Here is a 15541-nt window from a genome sequence, read left to right on the forward strand (position 1 = left end):
AAGGAATCGCTATGGACTATGCAACTCTCAAGCTGATCTGGTGGGTGCTCGTCGGCGTGCTGCTGATCGGCTTCGCCGTCACCGACGGCTTCGACATGGGCGCCACCGCGCTGCTGCCGTTCCTCGGCAAGACCGACGAGGAGCGCCGCATCATCGTCAACACCGTCGGCGCGACGTGGGAAGGCAACCAGGTGTGGCTGATCACGGCCGGCGGCGCGATGTTCGCGGCCTGGCCGCTCGTCTACGCGGCGTCGTTCTCCGGCTTCTACTTCGCGATGCTGCTCGTGCTGTTCGCGCTGTTCTTCCGGCCGGTGGGCTTCGACTACCGCAGCAAGCGGCCGGACCCGCGCTGGCGGGCCGGCTGGGACTGGGGCCTGTTCGTCGGCGGCTTCGTGCCGGCACTGGTGTTCGGCGTCGCGTTCGGCAACCTGCTGCAGGGCGTGCCGTTCAAGTTCGACAGCGACCTGCGCGTGACCTACTACGGCGGCTTCTGGGCGCTCTTGAACCCGTTCGCGCTGCTGTGCGGGCTCGTCAGCCTCACGATGCTCGTCGCGCACGGCGCCGCGTTCATCAAGATGAAGACCGACGGCGTGATCGCGCACCGTGCGGCGATCGCGCTGCGTGTGGCGTCGTTCCTCGCGGTCGTGCTGTTCGTGCTGGCCGGCGTGCTCGTCGCTTCGTATATCGGCGGCTTCCACATCACGCACGCCGCGCCGACCGACACCGTCGCGAACCCGCTGCTCAAGGACGTCGCCGCCGGTTCGGGCCTGTGGCTCGCGAACTACGGCGACTATCCGTGGATGATCGCGGCGCCTGTGGTCGGGATCGCGGGCGGCGTGCTCGCGCTGCTGCTCGCCGGCTCGAAGCAGGAAAAGACGGCGTTCTTCTGCACGGGCCTGATGATCGTCGGCGTGATCCTGACCGCGGGCTTCTCGATGTTCCCGTTCATCATGCCGTCGTCGCTCGACCCGCGCAGCAGCCTGACCGTGTGGGATTCGACGTCTAGCCACATGACGCTGCAGGTGATGCTGTTCGCGGTGATCGTGTTCCTGCCGATCGTCCTGCTCTACACGGGCTGGGTGTATCGCGTGATGCGCGGCAAGGTCACGCACCAGGCGCTCGAAGAGAACAAGCACTCGATGTATTGACGCATTGAACCGGGCCGGGGCGCGCACGCGCCCTCGCCCATCGTTTCGCAAGGAGTCGGATCATGTGGTATTTCAGCTGGATTCTCGGTATCGGCGTCGCGCTGTCGTTCGGCATCGTCAACGCGATGTGGCTCGAAGCGCGGCAGAAGACGCAGGAAGCGTCGGTGCGTGCGCGGCGCGACTGACGCACTGACGCATCGACGCGCGACACGCGCGCGGCCGATCGATCGCGTGCCGCCGCCGTCTGGAAGGGAAGGAAGGAGTCTCGCTTCGCGCGAGGTTTTTTTTCGTCCTGGCCGCGCTGGCAGGCGTCGTGCGCCGATGCCAATTTAGCGCCAGATTGATACCACTTGAATACCAATAAAAGGTTTCATAAGATCGTTGGACACGGCCGCTGACAGGCCGATTCCTTCTGGGTGGGGGAGACATGCGAATTCCGTATGTGGCGTGCGCCTGCGCGCCATGTCGACGTGCGTGTGCCGCGGCGCGCGCCGTCGTCCCGATCGTGTGCGGCCGGGCGAATGCCGTCAGCTGCGGCCGCCTCGCCGCCGCGGCGATTCCCGCATGGCGCCGATGAATCCGCGCACGCCGCCGCGCCGATCCGATCGGCACGCATGCCCGCCGCCCGTTCCGTAACGCACGCTCGCGCGTGCCGAATGCGCGCGGTGCAGCCGCATCGCCCCGCGTGCGGGTATCTCCCGCAGCTCCACTGAAAGACCCGATCGCAGCGACGTCGCGTCACGGCGCCGCCACGCCCTCTTTTTCTCAGGAGTTCGAATTGAAGCGCACCTTGCCATCCCTCATTGCCGGCCTGCTGCTCGCGGTGCTGTCGCCGGCTGCAATCTCGGCGCTGCCGGCGTCGACCACCGCTGGCGCGACCGCCGGCAGCGCGCAAGCGGCCGCCGCACAAGCAGCCAGCCTCGCGACGCAGCTGTCGAACGGCCTCGCGTTGCGCGTCGCCGTCGACAACAACCACGCGGCCGCGGCCGGCGTGCCGTGCGCCGATCTCGGCGCCGACGGCGCGGCCTGCGCGACCGGCCGCCTGATCCTGCAGAACCGCGGCCACCAGACGATCGCCGACGGCGGCTGGAAGCTCTACCTGCACAGCATCCGCCGCCTGCTGCGGATCGATCGTCCCGGCTTCGCGCTGCGGCGGCTCACCGGCGACCTGTACGAACTGACGCCGCAGCCGGGCTCGGTGCGGCTCGCGCCCGGCGAGCGCATCGAGCTGCCGTTCGTCGCCGAATACTGGCTGCTGCGCTACAGCGACGTGATTCCGCGCCCGTATGTCGTCGTCGACGGCGCGCCGCCGGCCGTGCTGCGCTACAACGACACCGACGACGAGCTGCGCTACGTCGAATCGCTGCCGGCCGACGCGCAGAACAACTCGACCGGCAACGCGCCGCCGCTGGCCGCGCGGCCCGATCCGGCCCGCGCGCTGCCGAGCGTGAAACGCGAACAGCCGCTGCCCGGCACGCTCGAGCTGCGCGGCGTCGAACTCGTGCTGCCGGACCTGCCGGACGCGCAGGTCGCGGCGCTGCGCGAGCGTGCGACGACCCTCGGGCTCGATGGCGCACGCGTACCGGTGCGCGGCTTCGTCGCGCCGCGCCGGCTGCCGTCCGACCTCGCGACTCCAGGCGGCTACCGGCTCGCGATCGGGCCGCGCGGCGTGCTGATCGAAGGCTACGACCGCGCGGGCCTCTATTACGGCGTGCAGACGCTCTACTCGCTCGCGCCGGCCGGCGGCGGCCCGATTCCGGCGATGCTCGTCGAGGATGCGCCGCGCTTCACGCATCGCGGCATGCACGTCGATCTCGCGCGCAACTTCAAGCATCCGGCGACGCTGCGCCGCCTGATCGACCAGATGAGCGCGTACAAGCTCAACCGCCTGCACCTGCATCTGTCCGACGACGAAGGCTGGCGCATCGAGATTCCCGGCCTGCCCGAGCTGACCGAGATCGGCTCGCGCCGCTGTCACGACCCGAGCGAGACGCGCTGCCTGCTGCCGCAGCTCGGCTCCGGCCCCGACAACCGCTCGGGTGGCGGCTACCTGACGCGCGACGACTACGTGGCGCTGGTGCGCTACGCGGCCGAGCGCTTCGTGCAGATCATCCCCGAGATCGACATGCCCGCGCATGCCCGCGCGGCCGTCGTGACGATGGAGGCGCGCTACCGGCGGCTGCATGCGGCCGGCCGCGAGCAGGAAGCGAACGCGTACCGGCTGCTCGACCCGCAGGACACGACGAACCTGACGACGGTGCAGTTCTACGACCGGCGCAGCGACCTGAACCCGTGCGTGCCGGGCGCGCTGAACTTCGCGTCGAAGGTGATCCGCGAGATCGCGGCGATGCACGCGGACGCGCAGGCGCCGCTGCAGACCTGGCACTACGGCGGCGACGAGGCGAAGAACATCTTCCTCGGCGGCGGCTTCCAGCCGCTGAACGGCACCGACCCGAACAAGGGGCGCATCGACCTGGCCGCGCAGGACAAGCCGTGGGCGCGTTCGCCCGCGTGCACGGCGCTGCTCCAGCGCGGCGAGATCAAGTCGATCGACGAGCTGCCGACGCGTTTCGCGAAACAGGTGAGCGCGGCCGTCAACGCGAACGGGATCGGCACGATGGCCGCGTGGCAGGACGGCATCAAGCACGCGAACGGGCCGCAGGATTTCAGCACGCGCCGCGTGATGGTGTCGCTGTGGGACACGATCTTCTGGGGCGCGTCGGACAGCGCGCGCGACCTGAGCGGCAAGGGCTACCTGACGGTGCTCGCGCTGCCTGACTACCTGTACTTCGACTTCCCGTACACGCTCAACCCGCGCGAGCGCGGCTACTACTGGGGCTCGCACGCGACCGACGAGTACAAGGTGTTTTCGTTCGCGCCGGAGAACCTGCCGCAGAACGCCGAAGTGATGGGCGACCGCGACGGCAACGCGTTCGAGGTGACGGGCACGGGTGCCGCGCCGCGCATCGAAGGCATGCAGGGCCAGGCGTGGGGCGAGGTGATGCGCAACGACACGTTCCTCGAATACATGACCTATCCGCGGCTGCTCGCGCTCGCCGAGCGCGCGTGGCACCGGGCCGACTGGGAGCTGCCGTATGCGGCCGGCGTGCGCTTCAAGCGCGGCGACACGCACCACGTCGACATCGCCGCGCTGCAGCGCGACTGGGCCGGCTTCGCGACGCTGCTCACGCAACGCGAATTGCCGAAGCTCGACCGCGCGGGCGTCGGCTACCGGAAGCCGACCTTCACGCTGACGAATCCGTGAACGGCTGAAGGCATCCGGTCATGCGCGACGCGGGCAAACGCGTCGCGCATCGTCCGCCTCAAAAGAAAACGGCTTGCGACGCATACGTCGCAAGCCGTTGTTCCTTTGACCGCCGGCCCGAATCCGCCGCGCGGATCGATCAGGCCGGCTTCACCGCATCACGCCGGTTGGGCAGCCGCCCCGCCGCCCGACGGCGGCAGGCGCGCGCCGAGCTGTTCGGCATAGCGTGCCGCCGCGTTGCCGCAGACGATGTGGAACGTGTCGAGCGACACCCATGCGACGTCGAGCGTGCCGAGACGCTCGCGATCGACCGCCGACGGATCGCGCACGACCACGCGCAGGCGCGTGGTGGCCACCGCATCGAGCGACACGACGTTGGTCGCGCCGCCGAACACCGCGAGCCAGCGGGTCGGCTCCGGATCGAGCGGGCCGGCGGCCGCGCCGGTGACGGGCTGCGCGGCGGCGGCGGCCGGCGCCGTTGCGGCCGCACCGGTCGCGCCGCTGCCGATCGCGGCACGCATTTCGTCGGCGATGATGTCGGCCTCCGGCCCGATGATCACCTGCACGCTGTTGCCGCCGCGCTTGAGCACGCCGCGTGCGCCGATCGACTTCAGTTCCGGCTCCGATACCTTCTCCGGATCGACGACGGTCAGGCGCAGGCGCGTCGTGCACGCGTCGACGACCGACAGGTTGGCCGCCCCGCCGAGCGCGGCGATGTAGCGTTGCGCGCGCGGTGCGGCGGCAACCGCGGCGGCGCCTGCCGCCGGCGCGACGAAGCCGCCCGATGCGTATGACTCCGTGGCCGCATCGGCCGAGGCCGGCTCACGGCCCGGCGTGGCCATGTTGAACTTGCGGATGAAGAAGCGGAACAGCCCGTAGTACGCGACGCCGTACGCGATGCCGAGCGGAATCGCGATCCAGCCCTTCGTCGACAGCCCGTAGTTCAGCACGTAGTCGATCGCGCCGGCCGAGAACGTGAAGCCGAGCTTCACGCCGAGGATCTGGCAGATCGCGAGCGACAGCCCCGTCAGCACCGCGTGGATCACGTACAGCACCGGCGCGAGGAACATGAAGCTGAATTCGATCGGCTCGGTCACGCCGGTCAGGAACGACGTCAGCGCCATCGAGAACAGCAGGCCGCCGACCATCGCGCGGCGCTCCTTCGGCGCTTCGTGCAGCATCGCGAGACACGCGGCCGGCAGGCCGAACATCATGATCGGGAAGAAGCCGGCCATGAAGGTGCCCGCGGTCGGGTCGCCCGCGAAGAAGCGGTGCAGGTCGCCGTGCACGATCTCGCCGCCGGCGGGCGGCGTGAAGTTGCCGAACACGAACCATGCGAGCGAGTTGATGATGTGGTGCAGGCCGGTGACGAGCAGCAGGCGGTTCAGGAAGCCGAACACGAACGCACCGATCGCGCCCGCCGTCGTCAGCCACTGGCCGGCCGCATCGATCGCGTGCTGGACCGGCTGCCACACGTACCCGAATACGATCCCGAGCACCACGCACACCAGCCCCGTGATGATCGGCACGAACCGCTTGCCGCCGAAGAACGCGAGGTAGTCCGGCAGCTTGATGTCCTTGTAGCGGTTGTACAGCAGCCCCGCGACGACACCCGCGATGATCCCCGACAGCACGCCCATGTTCAGCTTGGGATCGATGTCCTTCATGATCGCGGTTTCGATCAGGTAACCGATCGCGCCCGCGAGCGCCGCCACGCCGTTGTTGTCCTTCGCGAAGCCGACCGCCACGCCGATCGCGAACAGCAGCGGCAGGTTGTCGAAGATCGCGCCGCCGGCGTCGGCGATCATCTTGATGTTGAACACGTCCGGCTGGCCGAGCCGCAGCAGGATGCCGGCGACCGGCAATACCGCGATCGGCAGCATCAGCGCCCGGCCCAGGCCCTGTATTTTCAGAAACGGATTCCCGTTCATTCAGTCCTCCAATCCTTGTCTCGTCGTTAATCGTCGTTGAGCGAATACCTTCGTCGTGAAACGGGCCGCGAACCTGCCGTCGACGTTCAGTCGAGCGGCCAGACCTCGCGGCTTGCTGCCCTTACCGCCTGTGCCGAATCGAGCGCGAGCAGATCCTGCGCGCGCTGACGGCACAACTGGTAATCGAGACGGCGCACGCGCGCCTTGATGCCCGGCACCGACACCGGGTCGACCGACAGTTCGGTCACGCCGAGGCCGACCAGGACCGGCACCGCGAGCGGATCGCCGCCGAGTGCGCCGCACACGCCGACCCACTTGCCGTGCTTTTCCGCGCCGCGCACCGCGATGTCGATCAGGCGCAGCACGGCCGGATGCAGGCCGTCGGACTGCGCGGCGAGATCGGCCTGGCAGCGGTCCATCGCGAGCGTGTATTGCGTGAGGTCGTTGGTGCCGATCGACAGGAAATCCGCGTGCTGCGCGAGCTGGTCGGCCAGCAGCGCGGCCGACGGCACCTCGATCATCACGCCGACCTCGATCGGCTCGGTGCGGCCCTGCGCACGCGCGAATTCGTCGATGCGCTTCTTCAACCGCACGAGTTCGCCCGCGTCGGTCACCATCGGCAGCAGGATGCGCACCGCGCCGAACGGCTTCACCGCGAGCAGGCCCTGCAACTGATCGTCGAGCAGATCGGGGCGCACCTGCGCGAGACGGATGCCCCGCAGGCCGAGCGCCGGGTTCGGTTCGGGCGGCAGCGTCAGGTAGTCGACTTCCTTGTCCGCGCCGACGTCGAGCGTGCGGATGATCGCCGTGCGGCCCTGCAGCGCGTCGACGATCGACTGGTAGCTCTGCTGGTGCTCGACCGCGGTCGGCGCGGCCTGGCGATGGATGAACATCAGTTCGGTGCGCAGCAGGCCGACCGCGTCCGCGCCGTTGTCGACCGCGGTGTTCGCGTCGTCGAGCGTCGCGATGTTCGCGGCGACCTCGATCGCCCGGCCGTCGACCGTCGCGGCCGCCTCGCCGGCCTGTTGCCGGTTCGCCTCGCGCACGCCGTCCAGGCGCTGGCGCTCGTGCCGCGCACGTTCGACGTCGAGCGCGGTCGGTGCGTGTTCGAGCCGGCCCGCGCTCGCATCGACGACGACCTGCGTGCCGTCGGGAATCGCGTACAGCGCGTCGCCCACCGCCACCAGCGCCGGGATGCCGAGCTGGCGCGCGATGATCGCCGCGTGCGACGTCGCGCCGCCGCGCGCCATCACGAGCGCGGTCACGCGTTCGCGATCGAGCGACGACAGGTCGGACGGCGTGAACTCCTCGGCCGCGAGCACGGCCTCGTCGGGCAGCGCACGCGCCGCGGCGCTCGTGTGGCCGAGCGCGCGCAGCACGCGCTTCTCGATGTCGCGCAGGTCGGCCGCGCGTTCGGCGAGCAGCGCGTCGTCGAGTTTCGACAGCGTGTCGATCTGCGTGCGGATCGTCGCGCGCCACGCGAAGCCCGCGCTCTTGCCGAGGCTGATCAGGTCGCGTGCCGCGTCGGTCAGCGTCGGGTCTTCGAGCAGCACGCGATGCACCGCGAAGATGCCCGCCTCGCCGACCGCGCCGCGCGCCGATGCGTTGCGCACCGTTTCGTCGAGTTCGGCGTCGACCGCCTTCAGCGCCTGGTCGAGCCGGCGGCTTTCGGACGCGGGTGTGCCGGACGCCTGCTCGGGCGGCACGATGTCCGCATCGTCGAGACGCACCAGCGTGCCGACCGCGATGCCGGGCGCCGCGCATACGCCGGCGAGCGTATTGGGGTCGATCGGTGCGCCGGCGTGGCGTGCGACCGTCTGCGGCGCGGGCGACTTCAGCCGCGCAGGCTTTTCCTCCACTTCGCCGTGCGCCTCGCGCAGCAGCTCGTGCGCGACCGCATCGACGGCCTGTTGTGCATGCGCGCCGCGGCCGACCAGTTCGACCGTCGCGCCTTCGCCGGCGCCGAGGCCGAGCAGGCCGACGACGCTGGCGATCGACGCCTTGCGGCCGTCGAACAGCACGTCGACGCTCGCGTCGAGCCCGCGCGCGGCTTCCCGCGCCCGTGCGGCCGGCCGCGCATGCAGGCCGCCCGGCTGCGCGAGCACGATCTCGCGGCGCACTTCGTTGTGCGCGGCCGCGCCGGCCTGCGCCGCCTGCGCGGCGGCTTCGCCCTTGCCGCGCAGCGTGAGCAACGGCGTCTCGCCGGCCGTCGCGAAACCGCTCGCGCGATCGACCACCTCGAACGCGTCGGAATTCGCGATCGCGATCACGGACACGAGCGAATGCGCGTTGCGCGCCACCGCGTCCTGGTCGAACTCGATCAACAGCGCGCCCGCTTCGACGCGCGCGCCGGCTTCGACGTGCGCGATGAAGCCCTGCCCGTTCAGCTCGACGGTGTCGATGCCGATGTGCAGCAGCACTTCCGCGCCTTGCGGCGTCGTGATCGTCACCGCGTGGCCGGTGCGCGCGAGATGCGACACGACGCCCGCGCACGGCGCGACGAGCTTGCCCGCGAGCGGGTCGATGCCGATGCCGTCGCCGAACATCCCGCCGGAGAACACCGGATCGGGCACGTCGGCCAGTGCGACGATCGGCCCCGTCAACGGGCTAAGCAGGACGATCTGATCGTGGTTGGGGCTCTTCAACTGGGATTCCTCGGCGCGTCTCATCGGCTTTCTCGGCTATCAGTGCGTTTCGGTGACTTTGTTCAGGTGGCGCGGCGTGTCGGGATTGCGGCCGCGCGCGACGGCGAGATCCGCCGCCATCACGTAGAACGAAAGAATGGCGGCGATCGGGTCGAGCGCCGAATGGGCGGACTGCGCGAGCGGCAGCACGGTGCCCGACACGCCGGGCGTGCCGGCCGGCGCCGCGAGCAGCACGGCGGCGCCGCGTGCGCGCATGTCCGCGGCCAGCTGCAGCAGGCCGGCCTGCTCGGGCCCCGGCGGCGCGAACACGAGCAGCGGATAGTCGCGGTCGATCAGCTCCATCGGGCCGTGGCGGACTTCGGCGCTCGAGAATGCCTCGGCCTGGATGCCGGACGTTTCCTTCAGCTTCAGCGCGGCCTCCTGCGCGATCGCGAGGCCGAGGCCGCGGCCGATCACGATCATCCGTTCGACGCCCGCGAGCGCCGCGACGGCCTGCGACCAGTCGAGCCGGCCGGCCTGCGCGAGCACGTCGGGCAGGCCGCGCAATGCGGTGATCAGCGCGGCGTCGCGCTGCCAGTACGCGACGATCTGCGCGGAGGCCGACAGCATCGCGATATAACTCTTCGTCGCGGCGACCGACAGTTCGGGGCCGGCGAGCAGCGGCAACTGGTGTTCGCACGCGTCGGCGAGCGGCGACGGCAGCACGTTGACGGCCGCGACGGTGCGCGCGCCGGCTTCGCGCAGCGCGGCCATCGTGTTGACGAGATCGGGGCTCTTGCCCGACTGGGAGAACGCGAGCGCGAGCTGGTCCTGCACTTTCAGCGGCGCCTGCTGCAGCGTCGCGACCGACATCGGCAGCGACGCGACGGGCACGCCGAGGCGGCTCATCGTCAGGCTCGCGAAATAGCTGGCGGCGTGATCCGAGCTGCCGCGCGCGACCGTCAGCGCGACGGCCGGCGGGTGATCGAGCAATTGGCCGGCGAGCGCTTCGACGCGCGTGGTGTCGGCGAGTTGCGCGGCGACGACCTGGGCGGACTCGCGCGCTTCCTTAAGCATATTCGACAATCGATTCTCCTTCGACGTAGGTCGCGGTGAGGTTCAGGTCGCGATCGAACACCGCGAGGTCGGCCCATGCGCCGCGCTCGAGGCGGCCGCGATCGGCGACGCCGAGGTAGTCGGCCGCGTAGCGCGACATCCGGTTCGACACGTCGGCGATCGGCAGGCCGAGCGAGACCAGGTTGCGCAGCGCCTGGTCCATCGTCAGCGTGCTGCCGGCGAGCGTGCCGTCGGCGAGCCGCACGCCGCCGAGGCACTTCGTCACGTGCTGGCTGCCGAGCCGGTATTCGCCGTCGGGCATGCCGGTCGCGGACGTGCTGTCGGTCACGACGTACAGGCGCGGGATCGCGCGCAGCGCCGCACGAATCGCGCCGGGGTGGACGTGCAGCAGGTCGGGAATGATTTCCGCGTATTCGGCGTGCGCGAGCGCCGCGCCGACGAGGCCCGGGTTGCGGTGATGCAGCGGCGACATCGCGTTGAACAGGTGCGTGAAACCGCACGCGCCGTGCTTCAGTGCGGCGACCGCGTCGTCGTAGGTCGCGAGCGAGTGGCCGAGCTGCACGCGCACGCCGCGCGCGGCCATCTCGCCGATGATCTCGATGTGGCCCGCGATTTCCGGCGCGAGCGTGACGACGCGGATCGGCGCGATCGACAGGTACTTCAGCACCTCGTCGAGCACGGCCGACACGGCCGCGTCGGGCTGTGCACCGAGCTTGCCGGGGTTGATGTACGGCCCTTCGAGATGCACGCCGAGCACGCGCGCGCCGCCCGGCGTGCGGGTGCGGGCGACGGTGCCGAGGTTCGCGACGACCTCCATCAGCTCGTCGCGCGGCGCGGTCATCGTCGTCGCGAGCAGGCTCGTCGTGCCGAATTGCGCGTGCGTGCGGACGATCGTCTCGATCGCGTCGCCGCCTTCCATCACGTCGGCGCCGCCGCCGCCATGCACGTGCAGGTCGATGAAGCCGGGCAGGATGTACGGCGCGTCGTTCGTCGCGGGATCGACAGGCGTGCCGTCGAGCGTGGTGATGCGGCCGTTCTCGCTATCGAGCGAGCCGAGAATCCAGCCGTCGGGGGTGAGGATGTTGCCAGTCAGCATGACGTTCTCTTGATGATCGGGTGACGCGGGCATCCGCGTCGTGATTGGCCAATCCGTTGCGATTCATTGCGCGCGATTGCGTTCCATCGCGATTGCGCGGCGTGTGCGAGGTGTGGGGCCAGTCTCGCGCGTCAGCGTTTCAGTTCGGCGACGAAGTCGTAGTAGTCGTCGCGGCAATACGTTTCCGTCACTTCGATCGCGCGCTGGTCGGCGCCGTAGCCGATGCGCGTGATCACCAGCAGAGCCGAGCCCGGCTTCACCGCCATCCATTTCGCGATCGCGTGCGTCGCGTTCGCCGCGCGAAAGTGCTGCAGCGCGCGCACGACGGTCATGCCGCGCGCCTCCAGGTATTCGTACAGCGACGCGCCGAGCGCCTGCGGATCGGGCACCACCGCGGCCGGCAGCGTCGAATGCTCGACCGCCATCACGATGCCGTCCGCGCGGCGCAGCCGTTCGAGCCGCGCAACCGTCGCACCGGGCGCGAGGCCGAGATGCGTGAGCTCGTCGCGGCTCGCGGCGCGCAGCGTGCGCGACAGCCACACCGAATCGGGCACGAAGCCGCGCTGCTGCATCTTCGCGGTGAAGCCGACGAGACGCGACAGCGGATCGGCGACGCGCGGCGTGATGAAGCTGCCCGCGCCGCGCGCCCGCTTGATCAGGCCCTGCTCGACCAGCAGCGCGAGCGCGCGACGCGCGGTGATCCGCGACACGCCGACCGACACCGACAGCAGCCGCTCCGACGGCAGCGCCTCGCCGGCCCGCCACGCGCCGGCGTGGATCGCGCTCGCCAGATTGCGGGCGAGCTGCAGATAGAGCGGCGTGTCGTCGAGGGGATCGGGCGCCAGTTCGGACCAGCCGGTTTCCATGTGCCTCCGCGTGTCGGACGACGATCTCGGACCGTCGAAAGTGAACGCATTATATAACCACAATAATACCAGTCAACGAACTGGTATTAGCGCCGCGGAAATCGCCGAAAGCCTTGCGCGGCAAGCGTTTTAGTGCCGACAAAGCCTTTGTTTACAATGCAGTGCGGGATAGGGATTTACCCGAAGTGGTATGCAAAGGGACGGGTCGGGGGCACGGTTCGGCCGGATTTCGGGCGCGAATATGAGACCGGAATAGAACCAGTTAAGCCAATTGGTATGCACCGGCGAGCGGGCCGGCGCGATGCGGCGTCAGTGGAATTCCCGACTCGACGTGCGCAGGCCGCCGAGCAGCGGCGTCAGATCCTCGAAATGCTGCGCGACGAGGTGCCGCACGTCGCTGACGACCTGCCATACGCCCGACGCCGCGAGCAGTCGCGAGTCGAGCGTTTCGCGACGCTGCCGCGCGAGCAGCTCGGGCCGGACGATCACGTTCACGCAGCCCGTTTCGTCTTCGAGCGTCATGAACATCACGCCCTTCGCAGTGCCCGGCATTTGCCGTGCGATCACGAGCCCGCAGGCGCGTGCGAGCCGGCCGTCGGGGCGATCGCGCAGTTCGGCCGCGGACGACAGCCGCTGCTTACGCAGGGCCGGCCGCAGCAGCGCAACCGGGTGGCGGTTCAGCGTGAGGCCGGTGGTGTGATAGTCGGCGAGGATGTCATCGGCTTCCGACGGCGCGCCGAGCGCGGGCTGCTCCGTTTCGTCGATCGGCGCGGCAGCAAGAAGATCGCGCTCCGGCGCCGCGGCGACGGCCTGCCACAACGCATCGCGGCGATGGCCGGCGAGCGTCGCGAGCGCGTTCGCGGCGGCGAGCGCTTCGAGATCGCGACGTTCGAGCTGCGCGCGGCGGGCGAGCATGTCGACGTTGTCGAACGGGCCGCTCGCGCGTGCCGCCTCGATGCGCCGCGCGGCGGCTTCGCCCAGGCCGCGCACGAGCGACAGGCCGAGCCGCACCGCGGGCTGGCCGTGCGGCGGCGGCTGGCCCGGCAGCGCTTCGAGCGACGCTTCCCAACCGCTTTGCGTGACGTCGATCGGCAGCACCTTCACGCGGTGACGCTTCGCGTCCTGCACGAGTTGCGACGGCGGATAGAACCCCATCGGCTGGCTGTTCAGCAGCGCGGCGAGAAAAATCGCGGGTTCGTGGCATTTGAGCCAGCTGCTCGCGTACGCCAGCTTCGCGAAACTGGCCGCGTGGCTTTCGGGGAAACCGTATTCGCCGAAGCCCTTGATCTGCTCGAAGATCTGCTCGGCGAATTCGCGCGTGTAGTTGCGCTCGAGCATCCCGCTGATGATCTTGTCCTGATACTTCTCGAGATTGCCCTTGCGCTTCCACGCGGCCATCGCGCGGCGCAAGTCGTCCGCTTCGCCAGGTGTAAAGCCCGCGGCGACGATCGCGATCTGCATGACCTGCTCCTGGAAGATCGGCACACCCAGCGTGCGAATGAGCACTTCCTTGAGCGCGTCGCTCGGATACGTGACCTCACCCTCCTCTTCGCCGGCCACGATCCTGCGCCGCTGCAAATACGGATGCACCGCGCCGCCCTGAATCGGGCCGGGCCGCACGATCGACACCTGGACGACGAGATCGTAATAGTGGCGCGGCCTCAACCGCGGCAGCATCGACATCTGCGCACGCGATTCGATCTGGAACACGCCGACGGTATCGGCACGGCAGATCATGTCGTAGGTTGCTTTGTCGTCCTGCGGAATGTGTTTCAGCGTGAACGGTTCGCCGCTCGGCTCCGGCGGCCCGCGCCACGCGGTGCGCAGGTCGAACGCGCGATGCAGCGCCGACAGCATGCCGAGCGCGAGCACGTCGACCTTCATCAGCCCGAGCGCTTCGAGATCGTCCTTGTCCCACTGGATCACGCGCCGCCCGTCCATCGCCGCGTTCTCGACCGGCACGAGCCGCGTGAGCTTGCCGCGGCTGATCACGAAGCCGCCCGAATGCTGCGACAGGTGACGCGGGAAGTTGAGCAAGCGCCCCGCCAGTTCGGCCCATGCCTGAATGATCGGCGTCGCCGGATCGAGCCCCGTCGACGCGAATTGCTGCAGCAGATCGCGGCTGCCGTCGAACCAGCGATGCCCCTTCGCGACGCGATCGACCAGCATCGGATCGACGCCGAGCGCCTTGCCGGTTTCGCGCAGCACACCGCGCGGGCGATACGTCGAAACGGCAGCCGCGAGCGCGGCGCGATCCTTGCCGTATTTTTCGTAGATGTGCTGGATCACTTCTTCCCGGCGCTGATGCTCGAAGTCGACGTCGATATCCGGCGGCTCGCCGCGTTCCTCGCTGATGAAGCGCTCGAACAGCATCGTGCTTTGCTCGGGATTCACTTCGGTGATGCCGAGGCAGTAGCAGACCACCGAGTTCGCGGCCGAGCCGCGGCCCTGGCACAGGATGTTCTGGCTGCGCGCGTATTTGACGATGTCGTAGACGGTCAGGAAGAACGGTTCGTATTCCAGCCGAGCGATCAGGTCGAGTTCGTACCGGATCTGCTTGTCGACCTTTTCCGGGATGCCGTCCGGATAACGATTGGCCGCGCCGGCGAAGGTTTCCTGTTCCAGATAGCGCGTCGGCGTGAGCCCCTTCGGCACGATCTCGTCGGGATACTCGTAGCGCAGCTTGCCGAGATCGACGTCGCACGCGTCGAGCATCGCGCAAGTTTCAGCGATCTCGCCCGGTGAAAACAACTTCGCGATCCGCCCGCGCGCACGCAGATGCTGCTCCGCATTCGGCGCGAGCGCATACCCGCATTCGGCCACCGGCATCCCGACGCGAATCGCCGTCATCACGTCCTGCAGCGGTTTGCATGAGCGCTTATGCATCGTCACGTCGCCGAGCGCGACGATGCGCACGCCGCGCCGTTTGCCGGCCTCGCGAATCTCGTCGCGCTGCGCACCATCCAGCGCACGCTGCAACTGCACGAGCCCGAGCCGCGCACGCTCGCCGAACGTCGCGCGAAACCACGCGACCTGCGCATCGAGCACGTCCGCCCGCACCGGATACGCGGGCACGAGAATCGCGAAGCAATCAGGCATCCCGCGCAAGTGTGCAAACTTCGCCGGCGGCGCCGACAGCATCCGCGACGTCAGCTTGTACGTCCCCTTCGGCGCCTCCATCCGCCGCCACGAAATCAGCTCGGACAGGTTGCCGTAGCCCTCGCGGTTCTGCGCGAGCAACACCAGCCCGAACGCGCCGGGGCCCGGATCGTGGCCGGGCGCGACGTCATCCGGCGTGACGTCGAAATAGGAACCGATGACGAGCGGCAGCCCGTTCGCCTTCGCGGCGACATGCATGCGCGGCGCGCCGGCGAGCGAGCATTCGTCGGTGATCGCGATCCCGCGATAGCCGAGTTCCACCGCACGCGCGACCAGTTCGTCCGCATGCGACGCGCCATGCAGGAACGAAAAGTTCGAGCGGCAGAACAACTCCGCGTAATCGGGCAGCAAACTGAATTCCGCAACCATCTTCGT

The 15541-nt window shown here is 69.2% G+C and carries 9 protein-coding genes; 3 read left to right on the forward strand and 6 right to left on the reverse strand.

Translation table 11 applies throughout. The features are described from left to right. Nucleotides 1-11 precede the first annotated feature (11 nt). The 3 genes from cydB to HWX14_RS28385 all read left to right on the forward strand — a co-directional run bounded on the left by cydB (nucleotide 12) and on the right by HWX14_RS28385 (nucleotide 4413). Nucleotides 12-1148, forward strand: coding sequence for a cytochrome d ubiquinol oxidase subunit II (cydB, locus tag HWX14_RS28375; protein ID WP_175885663.1), 1137 nt, complete (start codon nucleotides 12-14; stop codon nucleotides 1146-1148). Between the two features lie 62 nt (nucleotides 1149-1210). After that, entirely contained in the window at nucleotides 1211-1333 is a 123-nt protein-coding gene (cydX, locus tag HWX14_RS28380) for a cytochrome bd-I oxidase subunit CydX (RefSeq protein ID WP_060733353.1), read from the forward strand. A 593-nt stretch (nucleotides 1334-1926) separates the two neighbouring features. Continuing rightward, nucleotides 1927-4413: a family 20 glycosylhydrolase gene (locus tag HWX14_RS28385; RefSeq protein ID WP_175885664.1), complete on the forward strand. Its 2487-nt coding sequence runs from the start codon at nucleotides 1927-1929 to the stop codon at nucleotides 4411-4413. Between the two features lie 158 nt (nucleotides 4414-4571). Here HWX14_RS28385 and nagE read toward each other — a convergent pair whose 3' ends face one another. The 6 genes from nagE to HWX14_RS28415 all read right to left on the reverse strand — a co-directional run bounded on the left by nagE (nucleotide 4572) and on the right by HWX14_RS28415 (nucleotide 15535). After that, a complete protein-coding gene (gene nagE, locus HWX14_RS28390) occupies nucleotides 4572-6344 on the reverse strand; it encodes an N-acetylglucosamine-specific PTS transporter subunit IIBC (protein ID WP_175885665.1) in 1773 nt (590 codons plus the stop codon). A gap of 86 nt (nucleotides 6345-6430) precedes the next feature. Further along, on the reverse strand, nucleotides 6431-9013 hold the full coding sequence (gene ptsP / locus HWX14_RS28395) for a phosphoenolpyruvate--protein phosphotransferase (protein WP_175885666.1): 2583 nt from the start codon (nucleotides 9011-9013) through the stop codon (nucleotides 6431-6433). A gap of 15 nt (nucleotides 9014-9028) precedes the next feature. Further along, nucleotides 9029-10045: an SIS domain-containing protein gene (locus HWX14_RS28400; protein ID WP_175885932.1), complete on the reverse strand. Its 1017-nt coding sequence runs from the start codon at nucleotides 10043-10045 to the stop codon at nucleotides 9029-9031. Further along, nucleotides 10038-11141 (reverse strand): N-acetylglucosamine-6-phosphate deacetylase, encoded by a 1104-nt coding sequence (gene nagA / locus HWX14_RS28405; protein WP_175885667.1) that lies wholly within the window; start codon nucleotides 11139-11141, stop codon nucleotides 10038-10040. Before nagA ends, HWX14_RS28400 begins: the two co-directional genes overlap by 8 nt. Nucleotides 11142-11272: 131 nt before the next feature. Further along, nucleotides 11273-12007: a GntR family transcriptional regulator gene (locus HWX14_RS28410; RefSeq protein WP_089468508.1), complete on the reverse strand. Its 735-nt coding sequence runs from the start codon at nucleotides 12005-12007 to the stop codon at nucleotides 11273-11275. A 309-nt stretch (nucleotides 12008-12316) separates the two neighbouring features. Continuing rightward, nucleotides 12317-15535, reverse strand: a complete 3219-nt coding sequence (locus tag HWX14_RS28415) for an error-prone DNA polymerase (RefSeq protein WP_175885668.1) — start codon at nucleotides 15533-15535, stop codon at nucleotides 12317-12319. Between the last annotated feature and the right edge of the window lie 6 nt (nucleotides 15536-15541).

It is taken from the genome of Burkholderia sp. BCC0044, from assembly GCF_902832955.1.
Classification (GTDB): domain Bacteria; phylum Pseudomonadota; class Gammaproteobacteria; order Burkholderiales; family Burkholderiaceae; genus Burkholderia.

Coding starts and splice junctions, on each gene's coding strand:
- nagA (WP_175885667.1), bottom strand. CDS start 11,141: ATGCTGACTGGCAACATCCTCACCCCCGACGGCTGGATTCTCGGCTCG.
- cydB (WP_175885663.1), top strand. CDS start 12: ATGGACTATGCAACTCTCAAGCTGATCTGGTGGGTGCTCGTCGGCGTG.
- cydX (WP_060733353.1), top strand. CDS start 1,211: ATGTGGTATTTCAGCTGGATTCTCGGTATCGGCGTCGCGCTGTCGTTC.
- HWX14_RS28410 (WP_089468508.1), bottom strand. CDS start 12,007: ATGGAAACCGGCTGGTCCGAACTGGCGCCCGATCCCCTCGACGACACG.
- HWX14_RS28400 (WP_175885932.1), bottom strand. CDS start 10,045: ATGCTTAAGGAAGCGCGCGAGTCCGCCCAGGTCGTCGCCGCGCAACTC.
- nagE (WP_175885665.1), bottom strand. CDS start 6,344: ATGAACGGGAATCCGTTTCTGAAAATACAGGGCCTGGGCCGGGCGCTG.
- ptsP (WP_175885666.1), bottom strand. CDS start 9,013: ATGAGACGCGCCGAGGAATCCCAGTTGAAGAGCCCCAACCACGATCAG.
- HWX14_RS28415 (WP_175885668.1), bottom strand. CDS start 15,535: ATGGTTGCGGAATTCAGTTTGCTGCCCGATTACGCGGAGTTGTTCTGC.